The sequence below is a fragment of the Vibrio sp. B1FLJ16 genome (genome assembly GCF_905175385.1).
Lineage (GTDB): Bacteria > Pseudomonadota > Gammaproteobacteria > Enterobacterales > Vibrionaceae > Vibrio.
The window spans coordinates 526906-549093 of the sequence record NZ_HG992750.1 but is presented as its reverse complement, the minus strand read 5'-3'; the positions used below and the strand labels follow the sequence as shown (position 1 = coordinate 549093).

Annotated in this window: 22 protein-coding genes; 9 read left to right on the top strand and 13 right to left on the bottom strand. The window is 45.2% G+C overall.

Going from position 1 to position 22188, the window contains the following annotated elements:
• Nucleotides 1–45: 45 nt before the first annotated feature.
• The 6 genes from KHN79_RS16530 to KHN79_RS16510 form a co-directional block, all read right to left on the bottom strand.
• The gene (locus KHN79_RS16530; RefSeq protein WP_182011457.1) at nucleotides 46–1113 is read right to left on the bottom strand and encodes a branched-chain amino acid ABC transporter permease; all 1068 of its coding nucleotides are present in this window, start codon (nucleotides 1111–1113) and stop codon (nucleotides 46–48) included.
• A gap of 11 nt (nucleotides 1114–1124) precedes the next feature.
• Nucleotides 1125–2018, bottom strand: coding sequence for a branched-chain amino acid ABC transporter permease (locus KHN79_RS16525; RefSeq protein ID WP_182011458.1), 894 nt, complete (start codon nucleotides 2016–2018; stop codon nucleotides 1125–1127).
• A complete protein-coding gene (locus tag KHN79_RS21635; RefSeq protein WP_244812761.1) occupies nucleotides 2018–2323 on the bottom strand; it encodes a hypothetical protein in 306 nt (101 codons plus the stop codon). Before KHN79_RS21635 ends, KHN79_RS16525 begins: the two co-directional genes overlap by 1 nt.
• The gene (locus KHN79_RS16520; protein ID WP_244812759.1) at nucleotides 2230–3969 is read right to left on the bottom strand and encodes a long-chain fatty acid--CoA ligase; all 1740 of its coding nucleotides are present in this window, start codon (nucleotides 3967–3969) and stop codon (nucleotides 2230–2232) included. Before KHN79_RS16520 ends, KHN79_RS21635 begins: the two co-directional genes overlap by 94 nt.
• On the bottom strand, nucleotides 3969–4769 hold the full coding sequence (locus KHN79_RS16515) for an ABC transporter ATP-binding protein (protein WP_182011460.1): 801 nt from the start codon (nucleotides 4767–4769) through the stop codon (nucleotides 3969–3971). Before KHN79_RS16515 ends, KHN79_RS16520 begins: the two co-directional genes overlap by 1 nt.
• Before the next feature lie 243 nt (nucleotides 4770–5012).
• A complete protein-coding gene (locus tag KHN79_RS16510; protein WP_182011461.1) occupies nucleotides 5013–6650 on the bottom strand; it encodes an electron transfer flavoprotein-ubiquinone oxidoreductase in 1638 nt (545 codons plus the stop codon).
• A 141-nt stretch (nucleotides 6651–6791) separates the two neighbouring features.
• Between KHN79_RS16510 and KHN79_RS16505 the strand changes: the two genes are divergently transcribed.
• Nucleotides 6792–7544, top strand: a complete 753-nt coding sequence (locus KHN79_RS16505) for an electron transfer flavoprotein subunit beta/FixA family protein (protein WP_182011462.1) — start codon at nucleotides 6792–6794, stop codon at nucleotides 7542–7544.
• Entirely contained in the window at nucleotides 7541–8467 is a 927-nt protein-coding gene (locus KHN79_RS16500) for an FAD-binding protein (RefSeq protein WP_182011463.1), read from the top strand. The genes KHN79_RS16505 and KHN79_RS16500 overlap by 4 nt, the downstream gene beginning before the upstream one ends.
• A gap of 63 nt (nucleotides 8468–8530) precedes the next feature.
• Here KHN79_RS16500 and KHN79_RS16495 read toward each other — a convergent pair whose 3' ends face one another.
• Nucleotides 8531–8884 carry a DOPA 4,5-dioxygenase family protein gene (locus KHN79_RS16495; protein ID WP_182011464.1) on the bottom strand — a complete coding sequence of 118 codons (354 nt, stop codon included), beginning with the start codon at nucleotides 8882–8884 and terminating at the stop codon, nucleotides 8531–8533.
• A 149-nt stretch (nucleotides 8885–9033) separates the two neighbouring features.
• Between KHN79_RS16495 and KHN79_RS16490 the strand changes: the two genes are divergently transcribed.
• Nucleotides 9034–10311 carry a cytosine deaminase gene (locus KHN79_RS16490; protein ID WP_182011465.1) on the top strand — a complete coding sequence of 426 codons (1278 nt, stop codon included), beginning with the start codon at nucleotides 9034–9036 and terminating at the stop codon, nucleotides 10309–10311.
• Nucleotides 10312–10399: 88 nt separating this feature from the next.
• On the opposite strand, the gene KHN79_RS16485 is transcribed toward KHN79_RS16490, so the two are convergent.
• Nucleotides 10400–11602 (bottom strand): MFS transporter, encoded by a 1203-nt coding sequence (locus KHN79_RS16485; protein WP_182011466.1) that lies wholly within the window; start codon nucleotides 11600–11602, stop codon nucleotides 10400–10402.
• 156 nt (nucleotides 11603–11758) lie between these two features.
• Between KHN79_RS16485 and KHN79_RS16480 the strand changes: the two genes are divergently transcribed.
• From KHN79_RS16480 to KHN79_RS16470, 3 genes are all read left to right on the top strand, one after another.
• On the top strand, nucleotides 11759–12637 hold the full coding sequence (locus KHN79_RS16480; protein WP_182011467.1) for a LysR family transcriptional regulator: 879 nt from the start codon (nucleotides 11759–11761) through the stop codon (nucleotides 12635–12637).
• A 38-nt stretch (nucleotides 12638–12675) separates the two neighbouring features.
• Nucleotides 12676–13479, top strand: a complete 804-nt coding sequence (locus tag KHN79_RS16475; protein WP_244812757.1) for a metallophosphoesterase — start codon at nucleotides 12676–12678, stop codon at nucleotides 13477–13479.
• A gap of 136 nt (nucleotides 13480–13615) precedes the next feature.
• The gene (locus KHN79_RS16470) at nucleotides 13616–14206 is read left to right on the top strand and encodes an AAA family ATPase (protein WP_182011468.1); all 591 of its coding nucleotides are present in this window, start codon (nucleotides 13616–13618) and stop codon (nucleotides 14204–14206) included.
• Between the two features lie 18 nt (nucleotides 14207–14224).
• Here the strand turns inward: KHN79_RS16470 and amrA are convergent, their stop codons facing one another.
• Nucleotides 14225–14803, bottom strand: a complete 579-nt coding sequence (amrA, locus tag KHN79_RS16465) for an AmmeMemoRadiSam system protein A (RefSeq protein ID WP_182011469.1) — start codon at nucleotides 14801–14803, stop codon at nucleotides 14225–14227.
• Nucleotides 14781–15584, bottom strand: a complete 804-nt coding sequence (gene amrB / locus KHN79_RS16460; RefSeq protein ID WP_182011470.1) for an AmmeMemoRadiSam system protein B — start codon at nucleotides 15582–15584, stop codon at nucleotides 14781–14783. The genes amrA and amrB overlap by 23 nt, the downstream gene beginning before the upstream one ends.
• Before the next feature lie 64 nt (nucleotides 15585–15648).
• On the opposite strand from amrB, the gene amrS reads away from it, so the two are divergent.
• Entirely contained in the window at nucleotides 15649–16737 is a 1089-nt protein-coding gene (gene amrS / locus KHN79_RS16455; protein ID WP_182011471.1) for an AmmeMemoRadiSam system radical SAM enzyme, read from the top strand.
• A 283-nt stretch (nucleotides 16738–17020) separates the two neighbouring features.
• Here amrS and KHN79_RS16450 read toward each other — a convergent pair whose 3' ends face one another.
• On the bottom strand, nucleotides 17021–17464 hold the full coding sequence (locus tag KHN79_RS16450; protein WP_182011472.1) for a winged helix DNA-binding protein: 444 nt from the start codon (nucleotides 17462–17464) through the stop codon (nucleotides 17021–17023).
• Nucleotides 17465–17602: 138 nt separating this feature from the next.
• Here KHN79_RS16450 and KHN79_RS16445 point away from each other — a divergent pair, with 138 nt between their 5' ends.
• Nucleotides 17603–18076 (top strand): DUF2798 domain-containing protein, encoded by a 474-nt coding sequence (locus KHN79_RS16445; RefSeq protein WP_182011473.1) that lies wholly within the window; start codon nucleotides 17603–17605, stop codon nucleotides 18074–18076.
• A gap of 98 nt (nucleotides 18077–18174) precedes the next feature.
• On the opposite strand, the gene nadE is transcribed toward KHN79_RS16445, so the two are convergent.
• On the bottom strand, nucleotides 18175–19191 hold the full coding sequence (nadE, locus tag KHN79_RS21630) for an NAD(+) synthase (RefSeq protein ID WP_244812755.1): 1017 nt from the start codon (nucleotides 19189–19191) through the stop codon (nucleotides 18175–18177).
• Nucleotides 19133–20260, bottom strand: coding sequence for a nitrilase-related carbon-nitrogen hydrolase (locus KHN79_RS21625; protein ID WP_244812753.1), 1128 nt, complete (start codon nucleotides 20258–20260; stop codon nucleotides 19133–19135). Before KHN79_RS21625 ends, nadE begins: the two co-directional genes overlap by 59 nt.
• A 355-nt stretch (nucleotides 20261–20615) precedes the next feature.
• Here KHN79_RS21625 and KHN79_RS16435 point away from each other — a divergent pair, with 355 nt between their 5' ends.
• On the top strand, nucleotides 20616–21422 hold the full coding sequence (locus KHN79_RS16435) for a PEP-CTERM sorting domain-containing protein (RefSeq protein ID WP_182011474.1): 807 nt from the start codon (nucleotides 20616–20618) through the stop codon (nucleotides 21420–21422).
• Nucleotides 21423–22188: the final 766 nt, after the last annotated feature.

Sequence of the window (22188 nt, the reverse complement as noted above, 5' to 3'; positions counted from 1 at the left end):
TTGAGGTGTATTCCACTTAAGTACACGACGTACCGATTAAACCGATTAATAAGAGAACGGATAATGTTTCCAATATGCCCGGATCTGTTGCCAGCGATGCGACAACCCTTGCGGTTCGAAAATCAGGAACAGCATAATGACCAGCCCGATTGCCATTTCTTTGAAGTAAGCCAAGCCGTCCGAGAACGCGGTGGCATCACCAAACGCAGACAACCCCGTTACACCGAACTCTAAAACTTCTGGCAGCAGTACAATGAAGATCGTCCCCATTAGTGTCCCTTTCACCGAGCCGAGGCCACCAATGATGATCATTGCCAGGAACTGGATAGACATCATGATGGTAAAGCCTTCCGCTGAAACGAAACCCAGATAGTGACCGTAGAGCGCACCGCCAATACCCGCGTAGAATGCGCACACACCGAAAGAGAGCAGACGATATTTGGTCAGGTTGATGCCCATGATTTCAGCCGACAGGTAATGATCACGCACAGAAACAAACGCGCGGCCATCACGAGAGCGGATTAAGTTGGATGCCCACATATACATGAATATCAACGCAAACAGTGCAACATAAAAGAAGCTTTCATCGGTTGAAAACTCAAAGCCAAACAGATTGATAGGGTTGGCGCTAGCACCGTATGAGCCGCCACTGAACCACTCTGCGCGCGCAAAGAAGTCTTCTAAAATGAACTGCGCGGCTAAGGTTGCGATTGCTAAGTACAGCCCTTTGATTCGTGCCGCTGGCAGGCCAAATATCATCCCGACAATCATCGTCAGGTAGCCCGCTAACGGAATCGCAAACACGACCGGAATGTTGTACTGGTTGTTCAACCAGGCAGATGCAAATGCACCAAAACCAAAGAACGCACCGTGACCTAATGATATTTGCCCAGTAAAACCGACCAGAATGTTCAGACCAAGCGCCGCGATACCGAGATACGCTATCTGTATAAACAGATTGAGGAAGTAAATATCCAGTACCAGAGGCGCGGCCAGCATGGCAATCACACCGGCGATTGCTAAGCGTCGTATGGTTTTGGTTTCAAAAATTGGCGTATCGCTTTTATATGTGGTTCGAAAATCCCCACATGGGCGCATGCTAAGTTGAGCCATGTTGTTTCTCCTTAAATACGCTCAATATCTTTGGTACCAAACAGGCCATAAGGCTTGAAGGCAAGAATGATCAACAGCACATAGAAAGGTGCGATGTTGTAGAGGTTACCCACTTGCAGGTATTGGCTATCAAAGAACTCCGCAAGGTTCTCCAGCAGTCCGATGGTGATACCACCAACAATCGCGCCGACAACTGAGTCCAGGCCGCCCAAAATAACTGCTGGGAAAACTTTAATACCGATGATAGAAAGCGCGTCCGATACGCCGTTTACGATGCCGATAACAATCCCTGCTGTCGCCGATACCATTGCCGAAATTGCCCAGCTGATTGCGAACACTTTCTTAATAGAAATGCCAAGACTCTGGGCAACTTGTTGATTGAACGCGGTCGCTCGCATCGCCAAACCCATTTTGCTGAATTTGAAGAACCAGTAGAACGCGCCCATGATGATCATCGAGAAGATCAAGCTGAGGATGTAAGCATACTCAACGTTCAATCCGCCAATGTTGACCACGTTGGTCTCAAACACTTGCGGGTATGACACTGCTGATACACCAAATATCCATTTCATCAGTGCCTGGAAGAACATCGACAAACCGATAGTCACCATAATCACTGAGATGATCGGCTCACCAATCAAGGGTCTGAGCACGATGGTTTGCACCGCGATACCAAACACCATCATAAAGGCGAGTGTGAGCAGGAAACCGACGAAGAAAGGCAGTTGCAGATGAACCAGCGCAGCCCAACAGACCCACGCGCCGATTAGCAGGAACTCACCCTGAGCAAAGTTCACTACCTGAGTCGATTTATAAATCAATACAAAGCACATGGCGACGACGCCATACAACATGCCGACGATCACGCCATTGATGACGAGTTGCAGTAATAAATCCGTATTCACTATGCGATCCTCCGTTGTTCGCTATCCACCAGTTTGAGCTCATGTTTGATAAGCGTTTCAATCACCAGTGAAGTCTGAATGCGCGTCTTGGTGCCGTCCTGATATGTGATCACCGTATCTACGTCGACATTAGAAGCCGCGCTGTAGATGGTGTCGATGATGTCACCGTATTTCTCCGCAACCACACCGCGACGAACTTTACGTGTACGAGTCAGCTCGCCGTCATCCGCATCGAGCTCTTTATATAACAGAATAAATTTGCTGATTTTCTGTGCGTCCGGAAGCGATTCGTTAACTTTAAGCACCTCTTCGCGAATCGTTGATACACTTCAGGCTGTGCTGAAAGATTGGTGTAGTTGGTGAAAGCGATGCCCCTTTGCTCCGCCCACTTGGCGACAATCGCATAGCGGATACAAATAATTGCTGAGAGCCAAGGTCGGCCTTTACCCACGACAACCGCTTCTGCGATAAATGGCGAGAACTTAAGCTTGTTTTCAATAAACTGCGGAGAATAGCGGTCGCCATGACTGGTTTCCGACATGTCTTTTAGTCGGTCAATAACGACTAAGTGGCCAGAATCTTTAAAGTACCCTGCGTCACCAGTGTGCATCCAGCCGTCTTGTACGTCTTCATCGTAAGCCGACTGGTTATTGAGATAGCCGGTAAACATGCCAGTGCTTTTCGCGATGATTTCACCTACCCCATTGCTGTCAGGGTTGATGACTTTTACTTCAGCATTATCGAACGCAACACCGACTGAATCGTAATCCACATCATCTGCAGTATGCACGGTGTAAGCGCCACACATTTCGGTCTGACCATAGAGCTGTTTAAGTGGCACACCGATCGCTTGCAGATAGCGGAACGTATCCGGCCCCATCGCTGCACCACCGGTTGCAGCAGAAGTCAGGTTTGAGAAACCTAAACGGTCCCGCAGTGCACGAAGCAGAATCCATTCAGCGAGTTTCGAACGTTTACCCTTATCCAGCGCGTCGTTCGCAAGCTTCATTCCCAGCTTATACATCTTCTGCTTAAACGGGGTGGAATCCATCATTCGCGCAGAAACGTCTGCTACGATGTTTTCCCATACCCGTGGTGCAAGCAGAACGAAGTTAGGGCCGATTTCACGCAAATCCGACATCATAGTCTCTTGTTCTTCAACAAAGTTGACAATTTGACGGGATATCAACGCCTGACCAACCACGTACACCTGCTCCATGATCCATGGAAGAGGCAGAACGGAAACGTAGTTATCACCCGGAGAACGTGGGTCAGCACGCAGGTAAGCAGCACAGTGGTCGAGGAAAGCACCGCTGTGTAACTGGGCAAGTTTCGGTTTAGATGTGGTACCTGAGGTGGTACAGAGAATCGAAAGATCGCTACCTTTGGTAGCGGCAACCATATCCAGGTATTTATCCGGATAGGCTTTATCAATCAGCTGACCTTTCTTATAGACTTTTTCAACATCAATAAGTCGTGGGTCATCATACTTGCGCATCCCACGAGGGTCACAATAAATAATATACTTAACGCTTGGTATCTCATCGCCTAGCTCAAGCAATTTGTCACATTGCTCTTCATCTTCAGCAATCACCACTTTTGCTTTGGCATAGTTGATTAAATAAGCCACTTCTTCATGCATCGAATCCTGATAGATACCCAGTGAGAAACCTTTGATCGCATGCGCAGCCAGTTCACCCCACACCCATTCTGGTCGGTTATCCCCTAACAGGCCAACTACGTCCTGGTCACCGAGACCAAGATCTTCGAGTGCTAGTGCCATCCACTTGACTCGGTCTTCATAATCCTGCCAGGTAAATTCACGCCAAATACCAAACTCCTTTTCACGCATTGCGACCTCTTGGGGCCAGTGCTTGGCATTGTGCTGCAACACTTTTGGAAAGGTATCTAAGCTGCTTACATCTGCCCAATCATTATGTTGCTGTGCCATTATGCACTCTCCTCTAATGTCGGTAGCTCTTCACCTAAGTAGGCTTGTTTGACATGTGGGTTTGCCATCACTTCTTCGGGTTCACCCATGGCAATATGTTTACCAAAGTCCAGTACTAACACCCGGTTCGAGATGTCCATAACCACCCCCATATCGTGCTCGATCATGATGATGGTGATGTCCAGCTCTTCATTGAGGTCCATGATGTAACGTGCCATGTCTTCCTTTTCTTCAAGGTTCATGCCCGCCATCGGCTCATCAAGCAGAAGGAGTTTTGGTTTTAAAGCAATCGCGCGCGCAAGCTCAACTCGCTTACGTAACCCGTAAGAAAGCGTGCCAGCAGTGGCTTTGCGGATATGTTGGATTTCTAGAAAATCGATGACTTCTTCGACGTACTTGCGGTGTGCCATCTCTTCTTTTTGTGCATTAGAGAACCAGTAAAGCGGGCCTGTTACGAAGTTGTTTTTCAGCAGGTGGTGACGCCCAACCATAATGTTGTCGAGCACAGACATATGAGAAAAGAGTGCTAGGTTCTGGAAGGTTCTGCCTAACCCTAACTCAGCACGTTGGCTGGGTGTGCGTTTCGTAACGTCGTTTCCCGCGAAGACTACTGACCCTTTATTCGGGGTATATCGACCGGAGATGCAGTTGAGCATCGAGGTTTTGCCAGCACCATTTGGACCAATGATTGAAAAGATTTCCTTTTCGTTCACATGGAAACTCACATCGGTTAAAGCTTTCACCCCACCAAAGGCCAATGAAATATCGTTTACCTGCAAAAGAGGTGTTTCCGATACCATAATTGATCTCCCTTTCTTTTTAAGTGCGTTCCATTGAGCACTATTTCGATATCAAACCTGACTTTGATACTGGTAACCGCTTCTACACCTATGCATCAATATTTTTATTCAGTTTACGTAAACGTCAATTTAAATTCAGAATAGTGCTTCAAAGATTAAGTTGCAATCCAGCTCAGCGATAAAGATTTGAGCTAACGCAAACTTTAAGTAAATAAATTGTTAACAAAAATCAATAACGGAAAGTTACATGTTTGGATAGTTAGGGCCACCGCCGCCCTCTGGAGGAGTCCAGGTAATATTCTGACTTGGATCTTTAATGTCGCAGGTTTTACAGTGGATACAGTTGGCCGCATTGATCTGCAATTCCTCTTGCTCTTCACCCTGAACGACTTCATACACACCAGCGGGACAGTAACGTTGCGCCGGTTCAGCGTAAAGCGCCAGATTCTGTTCTATTGGAATGCGCTGACTGGTAAGCCGGAGGTGACATGGCTGGTCTTCTTCATGGAAAATATTGGATAAATAGACCGAAGAGAGGCGATCAAAACTTAACACACCGTCAGGCTTCGGATAGACGATCGCTTTGCTGTTCTCAGCCAGTAGTAAAGACTGATGATCTGCGTTTTCACAGCGTATGTTCCACTTCGCTTTGCCGTTTAACACGTTGTGCTCCAGCATGGCTAAGCTGCCACCTAACCAGGAACCAAAGCGGTGAATACCACTCGAAAAGTTGCGCGCCTGATAAAGCTCCTCGTATAGCCACGACTGTTTGAAATGCTTTTGATAGTCCGCAGTAACTGATTGATTTGACATAGCTTCAACTACCGATTCAGCGGCCAGAATCCCTGATTTCATTGCCGTGTGCGTGCCTTTAATTTTGGCACCATTCAATGTTCCCGCATCACAACCGATCAGTAATCCTCCCTCGAACTGCTGAGTCGGCAGAGAGTGAAATCCGCCTTTGGAAATCGCTCTCGCACCATAACTGATCCGCTTGCCATTTTTAAGGTACTGCTCAATCATCGGATGGTGTTTAAAGCGTTGGAATTCATCAAACGGGCTGAGATGAGGGTTGGCATAATTGAGATCAACGATTAAACCAACCGCGACTTGATTATCCTCTAGATGATAGAGATAACTCCCGCCTGTCGCCTCGTTCGCAAGTGGCCAGCCTAATCCGTGGACGACCAGACCTTGCTGGTGTTGATCTTGCGGTATTTCCCATAGCTCTTTAAAGCCGATAGCATAGTGCTGAGGCGTTTTATCTTTAGAGAGATTAAATCTATTAATCAACTGCTTACCGATATGACCACGTGCGCCTTCAGCAAACAGAGTAAACCTGGCACGCAATTCTATTCCGGGTTCAAAATTGGCTTTTTGCTCTCCGTTTTTATCCAGCCCCATGTCTCCTGTTATCACACCACAAACACGGTTCTGTTCGTCAAAAATGGCCTGACTGGCGCTAAAGCCCGGATAAATTTCCACCCCTAAGCTCTCCGCTTCTGATGCCATCCATCGACACAAATTACCGAGACTGATTATATAGTTACCATCATTGTGCAATGTATTTGGCACCGCCCAAGTTGGCAGCTCAAAGCCATTAAGCTCATTGCTAAAATAGTAGGTTTTATCTTGGTTTACTTCGGTATTAAGGGGAGCTCCCTTTGCTTGCCAATCCGGAAACAGCTCATCCAGACTGCGCGTTTCAATTACAGCTCCAGAAAGAATGTGAGCCCCGACTTCCGAACCTTTCTCTACAACACAAACTGAGATTTCCTGGTCTTTTTCCATTGCCAACTGTTTAATGCGACAGGCAGCAGACAAGCCCGCAGGCCCAGCGCCAACAATCAGAACATCAAACTCCATGCAGTCTCTTTCCATGGTTGTATTCCCTTTCTATGCATGTTGCCAATTTGTTAAATAACAATATATTTAAAGTTGACGCAAACGTAAAGGTAAATTAACATCATTTTAAAGACGTCAGACGTCATCCACAGCCTTCACTGTAAAAAGGAATCTAACGTGAAAATACTAGTGCCAATTAAAAGGGTCATTGACCCATACATTAAGGTTCGAGTTAAACCGGATAACAGCGATGTTGAAACCAATAACGTCAAGATGACCATCAACCCTTTCTGTGAAATCGCCGTAGAAGAAGCAGTTAGACTCAAAGAGCAAGGAATTGCAGAAGAAGTCATCGTTGTGAGTGCTGGCGGAACACAATGTCAGGAACAACTACGCACGGCGCTGGCGCTAGGCGCAGATAAAGCGATTCATATTGAAACGGCAGACAAAATTGAGCCGCTAGTGGTGTCAAAGCTGCTAAAAGCCCTCGCCGAGCAAGAGCAAGTTCAGCTGGTGATCACTGGTAAACAGTCCATCGATACAGACAACAACCAAGTCGCGCAGATGCTAGCTGGCCTGCTTGACTGGCCTCAGGCAACCTTCGCATCCGAAGTAAAAATCGAAGATCAAAAAATTCAGGTAGTGCGAGAAGTTGATGGTGGCTTAATGACAGTGGCGATGAACCTACCAGCAGTTATAAGCACCGATTTACGCTTAAACGAACCTCGCTTTGCCTCATTGCCGAACATCATGAAGGCCAAGCGTAAACCGTTAGAAACAGTCACACCTGAGAGTCTCGGTGTTGAAGTCGTATTTAGCCAGACTATTACTGAAGTCACGCCACCAGCTCAGAGAAAAGCGGGCATTAAAGTGGACTCTGTAGCGGAACTTATCGATAAGCTACGTAACGAAGCAAAGGTGATTTCATGAAGAATCTAATTATTGCAGAACATGACAACCGCCAACTGCATGCGGATACATTAAAAGTCGTGAACGCGGCGCATCAGGTCAGCCAGGATAACACTTTGCTTGTAATTGGCTATCAGTGTGAAGACGTCGCTCAACAGGCAAGTCGTGTTGATGGTATTTCAAGAGTCATTTGTATTGATGACCAGTCGTTAGTGCACCAATTCGCAGAAAATGTCGCACCAGTAGTAGTAAATCTTGTAGAGGGCTTCGACGGGCTCTGGGCAAGCTCATCATCAAAAGGCAAAGATCTCGCACCACGTATCGCAGCCAAATGCGGAGTCGGGCAAATTTCTGACATTGTTCAAGTTATTGATGAAAAGACATTTATTCGCCCAATATATGCAGGTAATGCTTTTGCAAAAGTGACCTCGAACGACAATTTGCGTGTAGTAACTGTGCGTGCTTCTGCCTTTGACCCAGTCGCGTGCAATAGCCAGGTCGATATTGAGCATCAGCAAACCTCAATTCAATCACCAGTGGTTGAGTTGATATCTATCGACAAGACCGTTTCTGAACGCCCGGAACTGACGGCGGCGGAAATCGTGATTTCTGGGGGACGTGGTGTAGGTAGTAAAGAGAACTTCGAGTTAATTGAAAAAGTCGCAGATAAACTAGGCGCTGCTATTGGTGCATCGCGCGCTGCAGTCGATGCTGGCTTCGTTGCCAACGACCTGCAGGTCGGTCAGACCGGTAAAATTGTGGCACCTAAACTGTACATTGCGGTTGGGATCTCTGGTGCAATTCAGCACCTTGCGGGAATGAAAGAGTCAAAGGTGATTGTCGCCATCAACAAAGATCCTGACTGCCCCATTTTCGAAGTTGCGGACTACGGATTAGTCGGCGATTTGTTTGAAATATTGCCGCAGCTTGCTGAGCAGTTGTAAACCATAAAATAAACTCACTCAGAGCGGACAACTTCTGCTCTGAGTTTTTATTTCTGGCACCTCTTAAGCACCAAACATCGAAAGATTCAGATAAACACTATCACCTAACCAATATGCATGTAGCGTATGATCCTCCAGGTCATTTCCTGTATCGGCGTGTACTAGCACCGATAGTCCATTGCGATTTTGATCTAACCAAGCGATCAACTCATCAAACTCATTTGAGGTAAATTTGATCTGGCAACTCCATTTCGGGTGTGGGCCGACCAACTTCTCATGAACTCTTCCGATATTTACATTAAAACGCCGCCCAGCTTCTTTACATAGTGACGCCGCAAACGCAATGGATTGCTGGTCAAAATAAACGTGCGCGTGATAGTTGTTATGTGAGTTTATCGGAGGCTGAACTTTATTCATGGCGGGCTTTGAAGTCCTTGGTTAACAGATTATGTATCAGAGAAAATAACATATTTATTTTCTAGACTCTGTGAGGCACTTGTTGTTAACTCAATGTTAAGCAAAACAAAGTGACTCAGTCATCACTATCTCAATCAGAAAGGTACACTATGTCTCAGCTTAATATTCGTAACGCTATTTTACGTTCACACAATGAACCACAAGATATCCATATTGAAGACGGTATTATTCGACGCATTACACCTAGTGGTCAGGAAACACCAACAGAAGTACCAGAGATAGATGCAAAAGGTTGTTTAGTCATACCTCCGTTTTGTGAGCCACATATTCACTTGGATACCACTCAAACTGCTGGCGAGCCGAACTGGAACCAGTCGGGCACTCTATTTGAAGGTATTGAACGTTGGGCTGAGCGCAAAGATTTATTGTCAAAAGAAGATGTTAAAACGCGAGCTAAACAAACACTAAAATGGCAAATCGCGAACGGTATCCAGCATGTACGTACTCACGTTGATGTTTCCGATCCTACCTTAATCGCTTTAAAAGCGATGCTGGAAGTGAAAGAAGAGATGAAGCCTTGGGTCGATTTGCAGATCGTTGCCTTCCCGCAGGAAGGAATTCTGTCCTACCCGAATGGTAAAGAGTTACTTGAAGAAGCCGTAAAGCTGGGCGCAGATGTGGTGGGAGCAATCCCCCACTTTGAGTTCACCCGTGAATACGGCGTTGAGTCTTTGCACTATGCCTTTGAGTTAGCGCGTAAATATGACCGCCTTATCGATGTTCACTGTGACGAGATTGATGATGAACAATCACGATTTGTTGAAACCGTGGCGGCATTGGCTCACAAATACGACATGGGCAATAAGGTAACCGCAAGTCACACAACGGCTATGCACTCTTACAATGGTGCTTACACTTCTCGCTTGTTTCGCTTATTACGTATGTCCGGTATTAACTTTGTGGCCAACCCGCTAGTCAACATTCACTTACAAGGTCGCTTTGACGATTACCCGAAACGTCGCGGTATCACTCGCGTAAAAGAGATGATGGCGAAAAACATCAACGTATGTTTCGGTCACGATGATGTGTTCGACCCTTGGTACCCGCTTGGTACGGCAAACATGTTACAGGTTCTGCATATGGGGCTGCATGTGTGTCAGATCATGGGCTATGAGCAGATCAACCAGTCATTGGACTTAATCACTGAAAACTCCGCGCGCACATTATCACTTGGGGACGCTTACGGCATTGACGTCGGTAAAGCAGCAAACCTTATCATCTTACCCGCTGAGAATGGCTTTGAGGCAGTCCGTCGCCAGGTGCCTGTTCAATACTCAATCCGACGGGGGAAAGTCATTGCTCACACTAAACCTGCTGAAAGTGAAATCTACCTGCAAGACAGAGAACCGGTTAGCTTTAAGCGTTAACTTAGGGGCCAACAGTCACACTCAAACGACCTCTGATGCGGGGCTCATGACATACTCCCGAACCTGCATCCAGAGGTAGTTTACCCGGTTAAGGCATTGCCGCAGAGTGATTGTCTTTATAGATTTTGATCCACTGATAAATAATCACCAGGAGAATACACATCGTTAAAGCAATACGTGTGGCAATCAAAATGCCCTGCCATCCCCAAGCCTGATAAAATGGTTCCAGGAAAAACACCCCCACACTCGCGCCAGAGTAATAAAACAAACTGTATAACGCTTGCGCACTACCTTTTGATTTAGTGGCTTTTCTGCCGACTAAGGTACTCGCCTGAGCATGACAGAAGAAGAATCCGACCGAAACCATCACCATACCCACCACCAACGTGGAGATATTCGACCAACTCATCAGGAAATTAGCTAGTAACATAATAATCGCACCAAATGCGACGCCGGCAATCGGACTGTATTTTTTCGCAAACTGCCCTGCAAGCGATGAGCTGGTCGTACCGCCAAGCAACGTCAGGAACATTAGGCTTCTAATGTCGCTCGGTAAGTGATAGGGATAGTCACTCAGCACCATCATCATATAGTTGGTAAGATTGACAAATGTACCGAATGCCAAGCCAATAAACAGATACAGAACCACCAACTGAGGATTTTTGAAATGATAGCCATACGCTTTAAGGCATTTGACTACTTTTAGCGGAGCCGGTTGGAAGTGGCGCTGAGCAGGCAGCAGGTAATAAATAATGCCATACAGAACCACACTAATACCCGCAATCATATAGCCTGCATAAGCCCAGTTACCAAGTAGTTCTGCACTGAGTCCGCCCATCAAGCGGCTGCAAATCCCACCGATTGTATTCGAGGCCACATACAAACCGACCGCACTTGCGAACCAGTTTTTACGCAGCTCTTCACTCATTAACGGTACTGCTAAAGCCGGACAAACCGCTAAGAAAACCCCTTGTAAGAAACGTAGTGACAAGAAAACATGATAATTCTCAGCCAGAGGCAGTGCGAGAGAAACCAACAATCCAAAAGCCGTTCCGCCCAGCATCACTTTGCATCGCCCGATGGAATCCGACAAACTGGCGAAAAACAGTAAACCTAACCCCATCCCAAATAGCGGGGCTGACATTGCAAGGTTGGCTTCAAGGGAACTTACGTGAAACGCTTCCTGCAGAACCGGGAGCAAAGGCTGCAACCAGTAAATATTGGAAAACGTCACAATGGAGAAGAGACAGACACAAATGACGACTCTGTTGTAATGGGCTAATTTTTTCACTGCTAACTACTTTTATTGATATTGGTCACAAAAATAAGCGTATTGGTCAATCAGCAATAAAAAAAATATTTTGTGTTTATCAGATCCATAAACAATATTTATGGAAAATATAAGTGTATTGACATCAATATCCTATATGGACAGGGATGGTTTTATATGGAATTACGTCAGTTAAAACATTTCGTTGAAGCGGCGGAGCGAAGCTCTGTTTCTGCGGCAGCACGAGCTCTCAATCTGGCACAGCCAGCGATCAGCAGTAGCATCAAAAAGTTAGAACACGAACTTAAAGCAAAACTGTTTAATCGCAGGGATCGCGGTATCTCGTTAACGATAGCTGGTAGCGAATTTCTCTCTCACGCAAAACAAATACTTAAACAAGCTGAGGACGCCAAGCTGGCGATGCAAGCCATGGAAGGACTGGATCAAGGGCATGTGGACGTTGCCGTACCCAGTATGCTTGGTTCCTACTATTTCCCGCCTCTTGTTATGGCGTTCAGGCATCAGTACCCCAATATTGATATGAACATCCTTGATACTGGTACCCGTAACATTCGGCAATTACTGCTTAATGGCGAAGTCGAGCTGGGTGTTGTCGCCAGTAAAGATCTTACTCCTGAGTTAGAAAGTGGCTTCCTGATCCGCGAAGAGATGGTGGTATGCATGGCGGTTGACCACCCTCTAGCTGAAAAAGAAGTGATTGAATACTCTGATTTTCTCGCGCACGACTTAGTACTCTTTCAAAAAGGCTATTACCATCACACATTACTGGACCGAATATCTCAACAGGTAAACATCAAGCCCAAAGTCGCGTTTAGCAGTAACTTACTACCTTTAATAAAATCCGTGATCCGCCAGGGCTATGCCGTTTCACCACTGTGGGCAGTTGTTATCAGCGAGGACGAAGACATCGTCACCAGACCATTCGCAGAGACATTCGAAATTGATTTGAGTCTGGCATGGCGCAGAGACAGCTACCTTTCACGTGCGAATCAGGCTTTTCGGGATTTCATTTTGAATGAAGTAAGCGGTAACTGATCCCAACGGCTGTTTATTTTTCGAAGAAGCCCTATGTCATGCCTGTGCTATTCTTATTTGACAGGATGCTCACCAATACTATTTTCATGATTGCTTCATCGGATATACCAGTTCATACCCATTTCAAACAGAATAAACATGGCAGAGATTTGTTTGTCGGAGATATTCATGGCAATTTCTCGCTGCTTATTCACGCGTTAAAGCAACTTCATTTCGACAAATATAAAGATCGCCTCTTTTCAGTCGGTGATTTAACCGACCGCGGAGAGGACTCATTACACTGTCTGAATCTCGCCAGAGAAAAATGGTTTTTTCCCGTTTTAGGTAATCATGAATGCTTCATTCTCGAAAGGTATGATGCAGACCCATATACAAGAAACACTTGGATGAGAAACGGCGGCGAATGGTGGTTATCGCTGAATCATGCCGAACAGAACACCGCAATAGAAACAATCACTTCGCACTATAGCCTCACGCTTACTGTCAAAGTCGGAGATTTACGAATCGGTGTTGTACACGCGGAATGTCCTTTTGCCCGCTGGCCACCAGAAGCTCCTATAGATAAAGAATCGCTGAAGACCATGTTATGGGGGCGGGACGATATATTGAGAAGTACAGGAACACATATCAATAATGTCGATTTTGTTATATCCGGACACACCCCTTTAGACAGCCCGAAAATAAAGCGAAACAAAATATTCATCGATACTGGCTGTGGCTATAGCGCTAACAACTTTATCCCAGACCCTCGCCTTAGCTTGTGCGAGTTCCATCCCGGCAGCATCGACATTCACTCAATCAATATGCACGATGAAAAGCGTATTCAATTCGAAATAATCTGACGAATATCCCAAAACCGCAGGGCGGTCGATTAATGACTGCCAATACGACACATTTTTAAAATCTAACATTGCCTTTCTTTGGATACATTTCGACTAAGCTTTAAATATCAAGGTAGTACCTAAGCGAGAGGCAGCAATGAAAAAGCAACTTAAGGTTGTGGTAACCGGAGGCCCGGGTGGTGGAAAAACTACTGCGCTGGATCTTTTTCGCAGAGAACTTTGCGGGCAAATCATGGTGGTTCCTGAAGCCGCAACTTTGCTTTTTTCTGGTGGCGTCACACGCTCAGACAACGAGCAATGTGTCAAAATGGTTCAGAAGACCATCTTTCAACTGCAAAAAAACCTCGAAGACATCCACAAGATTCAGTATCCGGATCGATTATTGGTGTGTGACCGTGGTTCACTGGACGGGCTCGCGTATTGGCCTAACTCCGAGAGTGACTTTTTCAAACAGGTAAACTCAACGTTTGAAAAAGAACTTGAAAGATATGATGCGGTGATCTTTTTTGAATCTGCCGCCGCGTCGGGACAAGAGATCAGCAGTAACAACCCAACCAGAAGTGAATCACTGGAACAGGCAGCAAAACTGGACAAAAAACTGCAACGTATTTGGTCCAAGCATCCACACTTTTACTTTGTTGGCAGCTCCGAGTCGTTTGTCAGAAAGATCATGTTCGGGATTATGACGCTAGAGAACGTTATTAACCGTTACCCAGCTTCTCAGTAATTGGCAGGACGTTGGAAGCTACGAGTCTTCAATCACAACAGTCGTGAATCGGTGAAGGCTGATGTCTTCACTCCAGTAGCTCTCCAGCCAGCCTCCTTTGCGCTTTAATGCCTGAACGAATTTCTCGGGCGTAGGTAATACCTCCCAAACCGACGGCAGAAATACCGATCGGTGAGAACCTTCTTCCAATAACAGTCCATCTATATCGGGACGTAACTCTCTGAGCAAAGCAGCTTCACCTTCGTTATTCATAGGAACGAGTTCAGATAAAACGGAAATCTCCAGACTCAGACCACTGCGGTCTGCTAGCGTCAGAGGCTGAAAACGCTTGTCTTTATAGCCACTCGCATAAGCATTTTTGCAGGCATTGAGCCAAAGTGGTTCTTGCGCTTCAAGAGATCCGATACAGCCACGCAACTCGCCATTATGATGTAATGTGACAAAACAGGCCGCAGGTTTGAGTAATTCTTGGTTACTTGGCTCCGAAGGCAATTTCATTCCACTACCCTTCATCGCGTCATCAAGAACTTGCCAAACCATTTGAAGTAACTTAGCGCGGGCTTCCTTACTTAATTCAAAACAAGATGAAGCTGGCATAACCGACTACCCCCTCGGAGGGCTCCGGAGCGCGGTGTTCATGATGCGCCATAACATCTCCGGAGTTGGTGTAATTCACACACTTGATCTCCCAGTGCTGTTCTCTCGCATAATCAAGTAAGCCATTTATCGCATTGCAGCCGCACGCCCGTTCCGGATGAATATTACTCCCAAACGACAAAACACGCTGAATCGTATCTGCATCAATCTCATTAGCTTCGCTGTATGGATGGTAATGACTGAGATCGCTACTCACCACAATCAGTGTCTCGGGAGATTGTGCGACTGACTCCAGAATTCGCTTAACGTAACCATGCATGTCTCGCCCCACAACGACTGGGAGAAGCGTGAAGTTATCAAGACAATATTGTAGGAAAGGAAGCTGTACTTCTAAGGAGTGTTCCCAGTGGTGGGCTTGATCCGACTCTGCTGCTAATCCTTCTGATACAAGCAAATCTACACTGTCCCGATCAATTGCCACTTCACCGCTTGGCGTCAGAAATGCATCACTGCTCGGCACCGCACAACCTTCAAGCGCAACATGGTGACTGGGTCCAAACAGAACAACACGAGAAAAACGATGCTTACTGTTCCCAAGCAAGCGATACGCTTTCGCAGCAACCGCCCCTGAATAAAAATAACCAGCATGGGGAACAATTAGCGCCTTTGGAGCTTCAGGTAATATGGCTTGCTCAGAGAGAAAACTGGCCAGTTGGTTGTTGAGCTCATTTTCTGCCGCGGGATAAAATCTTCCGGCCACCGCAGCTTCTCGATATTTCATAGTCGTCCTACTCGCATTGCATCAACTATACTTTCAGTGTAGGTCATCAGAGGGTTAATTCACTATGCAAACCTCTCCTCCTGATTATTTCCCCACCCAATACTGGCATAAGCTCGATGATGGTCGAGTCTGTTGCGATGTATGTCCGCGTAAATGCACACTTCGGGAGGGCAAGCGCGGCGCATGTTTTGTGCGCATGCATAGACAAGGAGAAGTCGTTCTGACTAGCTATGGCCGTTCGTCAGGCTTCTGCATTGATCCTATAGAGAAAAAGCCCCTCAATCACTTTTACCCGGGCTCTAGTGTTCTGAGCTTTGGTACCGCCGGCTGTAATCTGAGCTGCCAGTTTTGCCAGAACTGGGATATCAGCAAATCTCGTCAGCTCGATACGTTGTGCGATACCGCTATGCCTGAAGAATTAGCCCATACGGCGTTAAAATACGGCTGCAAAAGTATTGCGTTTACCTACAACGACCCCGTGGTGTTTATGGAATACGCGATAGATGCTGCAATAGCGGCTCGTGCGCTTGGTTTGAAAAGTGTCGCCGTCAGCGCTGGTTACATATGTGAAGAACCGAGAGAAGAGTTTTACCGTCATATGGATGCAGCCAATATCGACTTGAAAGGATTCACGGAAGAGTTCTATCACAAGATTTGCCACGGCCACCTGCAACCCGTTCTTGATACCTTGCTATATCTGAAAAATGAAACGAACGTCTGGTTCGAACTGACGACTCTTCTCATCCCGGATGAAAATGACAGCGACGCTGAACTCAACGCGATGTGCCAATGGATAGCCGAAAATCTTGGTCCTGATGTTCCCCTGCACTTTAGTGCCTTTCATCCGGATTTTAAAATGCTGGATAAGGGCAGAACGCCGCTCAGCACCTTATTAAGAGCCCGTAATATCGCGCTTTCACATGGTTTGCACTTTGTCTATTGTGGCAACGTGCATGATCCGGCGTCCGACGCGACTTACTGCCCTGTTTGCGGTAAACAAGTGATTGAAAGAGACTGGTATCAGCTTGGCGATTACGAGCTAGACAATAACGGCCACTGTAATCATTGTGGCTACAAAATTCCCGGACGTTTTGCCGGACCAAAAGAAAACTTTGGCCCAAGGCGTATTCCTGTGGCGATTCATCGACTTTGAATTATGGCTAAAATTTTTGCCTCAAAGCACGATTATACAAATAGTTACAGAGCGGTCATTTATCCAGAAGTTTAATGTCAATCGAACGTCCCTTACAGGGTCATTCCAGCGAGCCATGGCGAGACTAGGAATCTAATATCAGCACGCTGAAGATAAATAGAAGTCATTTAGGCGACACAGTGCTCGGATTGAATATTCTGAATCACGCTCCTACGTCGCTGTTCAGAATGACGGGTAGATACATTCTACCATTCGCTGTTAAATGAGCGTTATTACTCGGCAACTAAGCCTTTGGACCGATCCAATCATCTTTGAGCAGTGATTTGATTAACGCATAGTTCTCTTCACCTAACTGCGCTTTCAACTCTAACTCCAGCTCTGTTTTAATCCCGTTAACTTGCTCACCCAATTGCTTGCCAGAATCCGTAAGTGTGATGATTTTTTCCCGACGATTAGTTTCAGAGGTCATCAACTGTACAAAGTTCAGTGACTCCAGGTTCTTAACATGTTTATGGGCCGCTTGCCTGCTGATGTTCATATACCGCGCTGATTCACTGACACTCATAGGATTAAACTGGATGAGGCTGACAAGATAAATGTCCATTTCAGAAAACACCTGCCCAAAATGGCTTTCTATTCTCTGCATGGTTTCTTGTCGAAGCTGCTTATGTTTTTCACTGATAAGGTCAACAAGCCCTAAGGTGTAAAAATATTTATTAGTGTCCATGTTCTGCTCTGAAAATCACTATGTGCCGCAAAGTATGCCTTAGCTTAAACAATTGTCAATCTGGTTGACAATTAAATTCAACCACCCTAACATTGTCAACCAAGTTGACATGTTGATTTTAGTTTTGATTGAGGATTTATGGGTAAGAATAAATATGAGAACTTCGTTTTCTCAATAATGATCTGCTTTCTAATGGTGTTAGGGATGACGATATACAATACGTTTCTACACTCGTCTGGTCACGTTGACGTGATCGGTTCATTAGCGTCTGTAAAATTTGTCATGATCTTCGCAGTGGCGTTTGTCATTGATTGGTTTTTCGTTGCGCCTTTGGTAAAGAAAATCGTTGCGAAGTTGACCAACGAAACCACACCATTTATTAAAAAAGTTCTGCTTATATCTGGGCTCATGGTGCTGTTCATGTGTACCGCAATGTCGCTGATTGCTACTGTGGTTCAAGGCTATGAAGGTTCTCTGCTTGCCGCTTATGCTAAAGTGTTTGCGCTTAACATCATTGTTGCATTGCCTCTGCAATTTGTCGTCGTTGGCCCGATCGCACGAGCAGCGTTTTTCAAACTGTTTCCACCAGCAGAGATGGTAGCTGCCAATTAATTCTCGCTTCTGAAATTTAGATTGGACTGGTGTTTACACTGGCGTTAAAAAGGTGAGTTACCTAATAGAGTAACTCACCTTTTTATTTTCAATTTCCGTCATTCACCGTGACTGCGGTTCTCAATATCACTAAGTTCTTCCCGATAACCAGAACTTAGCAACGGAAAACGCTTATAGGTTTTTGGATCCAGACTATTTACTTCAATATGAAAACCGGGGGCCTGACGGTCACGTTTCCACTGATTGCGGAAAAGTAACCTGAAAAACTTCACGGTGTAATCCGCCATGGTTTGCTTGTCTATGGTCTCAAACTCTTCCGACATCGCATCATAAATATCCCCGGGAGACATGCCTGCCTCTAGTGTTAAAAAGACCATGCGATCCAGCACATCATAAGGCATCAGATCATCTTCATCACTTTGCTCTTCGGGGCGCAGCTCTGCCGTCGGGCGTTGATTATTTATATATGAGAGCGCTTCCAACTTAAGAATTTGCTTTCCTGAACAGTAAAAACCCTTTTGCTCCAGCCAGACCAGCATTTTCAGAATTCGACTTTTAGTAACACCAGAAATCGGGGCAAGCACACCGGAAGAGTCACCGTCCATCGTACAGTACCCCACTGCCCCTTCCGACATGTTGCTGGTTGTGAGCAAGAGTTTATTTTCTAAATTAGCGATGAACCAAATACTCGGTGACCGAACACGAGCCTGAATATTCTGCAGGGCGATATCATGATCATTCCAGTTGAGCTGATTATTGGTGGCCTTCGATATCATAGACTCGTAGTTTTCGACTACCTCAGCAATGTTCAGATTCAGGAACTTCGCTCCAAATGACTCCGCTACATTTTTTGCAGCTTCGTGAGTTACCGATCCGCTGTTCGCGCTGGCCTGATAAGCGGTAGTCAGCATGTTAGACATAATTGCCGATGCGGTTTTCATCACTAAATCGTACTGGTTGTCGGTTAGCATTACGTGTTGGAACGTTTGAACCTGCTCTTGCGCGACAAACTTTTTCAGATGTTCAGGAAGAATACAGTCGGAGCCTTGTTCTGTCTTAGTAACAAGCTCCCACAACTCCAGGATAACGGATACATAAACAGTACTGGCAACCAATGCAGAATCCGCCCCCCCCACTTAATGAGAGCGCATAACCACCAGTATGTGTTTTCTTCAGCCAGTCACGAAGACCCATCGCAATCGCACGTAGTGCTTCTTCATGCTCTAAGTGCTCGCTATCCTCCCAAGGCTGATTTAATGACTGTACAGTTAACTTCGGTGAATTGGCCGCTTCACTCAGTCTGATTTTTACGATCGCCTCAGTGTCAAAGTCATGTTCCTCGTAATAACGTTGACTGCTATTGATTTGGCCTATCCGGCTGCGGGACAAATCGATATCGGCAGTAATGACTTCCACATCGCTCATGTGGAATCGTTCGCCTTTGGCAACCAGGCTACCGTCAACTGCAATCATCACACCGCCATCATAAATGGCGCGGCCAGACTCACAGCCAGACAGATTAGAGTAGACATAGCAGGCAGAATAAACTCGGCTAGATTCCTCCACGAGCCGTTTACGTGTCAACGATTTACCGATAGCAAAATGACTGGCACTCGGATTGGCGATGATTTCCACCCCTTGATTAAAGAAGTGTTCTGATGTGCGGTTAGCCACCCACGCATCTTCACAAATCTCAAAGCCGATTCTGACGCCGTCAATACTGTAAACAAGGTTACCAATAGGCACAGGTTCCGGGCACCCGTTCATCGACACTGATGCGTTCTTATCCCTCGTCCAGGGTGTAAACCAACGCTGCTCATAGTGGAGGCCATTGGCGGCTAGGTTACGCTTTAGAGAAATACCCTGAATGCCTTTGCTGGTGAGCAGAGCAACACCGTTGTATATGCGATTGTTGATCAGCACCGGCAGCCCTACGGAAACCGCCATACTATCGGGAATAAACTGGATTAGTTCAACGACACTTTTCAGTGCCCGATTAGCGATATGAGGGCTATGGAAAAAATCTTCACAGCCATAGCCAGAAATGCATAGCTCAGGCGTAATGAGTAACTTAGCCCCTTTGTTGTGCGCAATTTGAATTGCTTTTTTAATATTCGTCAGGTTTCCGTTCCAATCCATCGGAGTCTGGTTCAAAGAACATGAGCTAATACGCAGTTTTTTCACGGCAATTCCTTTTTGTAGCTCTGTAACTTATCTCCTCTAAGTATTGATGAATAACACTAAAGTTGCCCAATTTTCCGAAATAGCTTCAGCATAACGTTTTCAACCAGAGCTCTTGATCTACAAACATTGCTACGTTTTAGAATACAAATTACTCATCAATTTATTTACAAAAACATTAATTAAAACATTTAACAATTATTAAAAATCAATTAATTCGTCAGTTAATTTTACACAAACAAAAAGTTGCAAAATTTAAAAGTAACAAAATTAGCAACTTATAAAACGGCATAAATTTAACTTAAACGGCCTTGGCAAATTTTATATTTGCCTAATATTAATAAAGGAGAAATATTAAATGTTTAGATTTATTGCCACATTACCATTGCTATTATTATCAATAAATTCGTATGGAGGAATAATTACTCTCTCTGAAACTGACTTCAATAGTGGTTCTGGAGTGATCACTTTTTCAGAATTTTCGCTTGGAACCGTCAACCCTTATTATACGCCAACAGAATATGGCGGCGAGGCAAGCGATCCGAATGTAAGCTTTGGTGGATGGTTTTTAGGACAAAGTTTGAGTCAGAACCCCTCTGCTGATTGCCCCGGAGCAGCTGCAAGTGCATGTATTATCGGCCAGCCATCAAGTCCCTTATCTTTAGACGCAAACTCCCCATCCACATTCATCACTCAAGATGGTTCAAACCCGACCTCTCCTGTGTTAAGCGGCACTCCTCGCTTTAATGGGGGTATTGCAGTGCTTTTCAGCGAAGACCAATTTGGTGTTGGCTTTGATGGTGGTTACTTCAACGCTGTAACATCAACAGCAATTACCGCTTTTGATCGAGCTGGTAATTTGATTGGATCAGTATCTAATACCGTTACAGGCATTGAATTTCTCGGTCTTGCGACTGATGATGGCACCTCTTCTATTGCTGGGGTATTCCTTGATCTTGTTGGAGATGAACCTGCAGGGTTTGCAATTGACAACATTCGTTTTGGTCAATTTGCTGATATAGACGTAGATATCATTCGTACTCCAATCCCTGAACCTTCTTCTTGGGCAATTCTACTTATCGGTTTTGCAGTTCTATCAATGCGTTACCGTCCAAAGGCACAGAAAAACAGTTCAAGTTCACTAACAGAAAGTTTGCCTTGTTAACGTCTAAGCTAATACATGTCATTTAATAGAACCAAGTAACTACATTACCTTTGAGGCGATAGTGACCGTTGTTGTTGCTATTTTGTACACGGCCTTTTCTTTGATGTGTTATTAATACTAAATGTTTATATAAATGACGACAAAAGCTGAGCCTATCTTTTAGGTTCAGCTTTTTTATCCCCAAGCGTTTATTCTGTTATCTTTACCATGATATCAGCAACTCTAATTAATTACATATTGCAGTCAAACCTAACAACATCGTACTAATTCAATCTAGCTCAATAATTGACATTAATAATAAACATCCTAATTAAAAAGTTTAATTGCCGAATTTAAAATCATGAATATAGGATTAAATAACAAATCTTAAAGATAAACTTATATCCTATTATATTTAAATTAAACTTTTACAAAGCGCCTCTTAACGCCCAAATTAAAATATAGAGCAAAAAATCTAAATCAGTCAGATTTCTGCTCGTTAAATATCAATAGAATCTATTTAAGAGAATATATACCCAAGTGACTTCAAGATGCAGGGTTCAGAGCGTTGTCACTGACTCAAGTTCGAGGAAAGCAACGCAGCGGAATAGCGAGCTCTTTCCAAGTTGTTTGACGATGAAATTGTGTCAGTGACACGCTCCCAAAGGGCGAGTTATCTTGGCTTTCATACTTTGTTAACGATTTTTGATTTAGAACCACTAGATCATCAAATCGTTGCCTCGTCTGTAAGCCAAGTCATTCTCGCTGAACCGAGCATCTTGAGGTT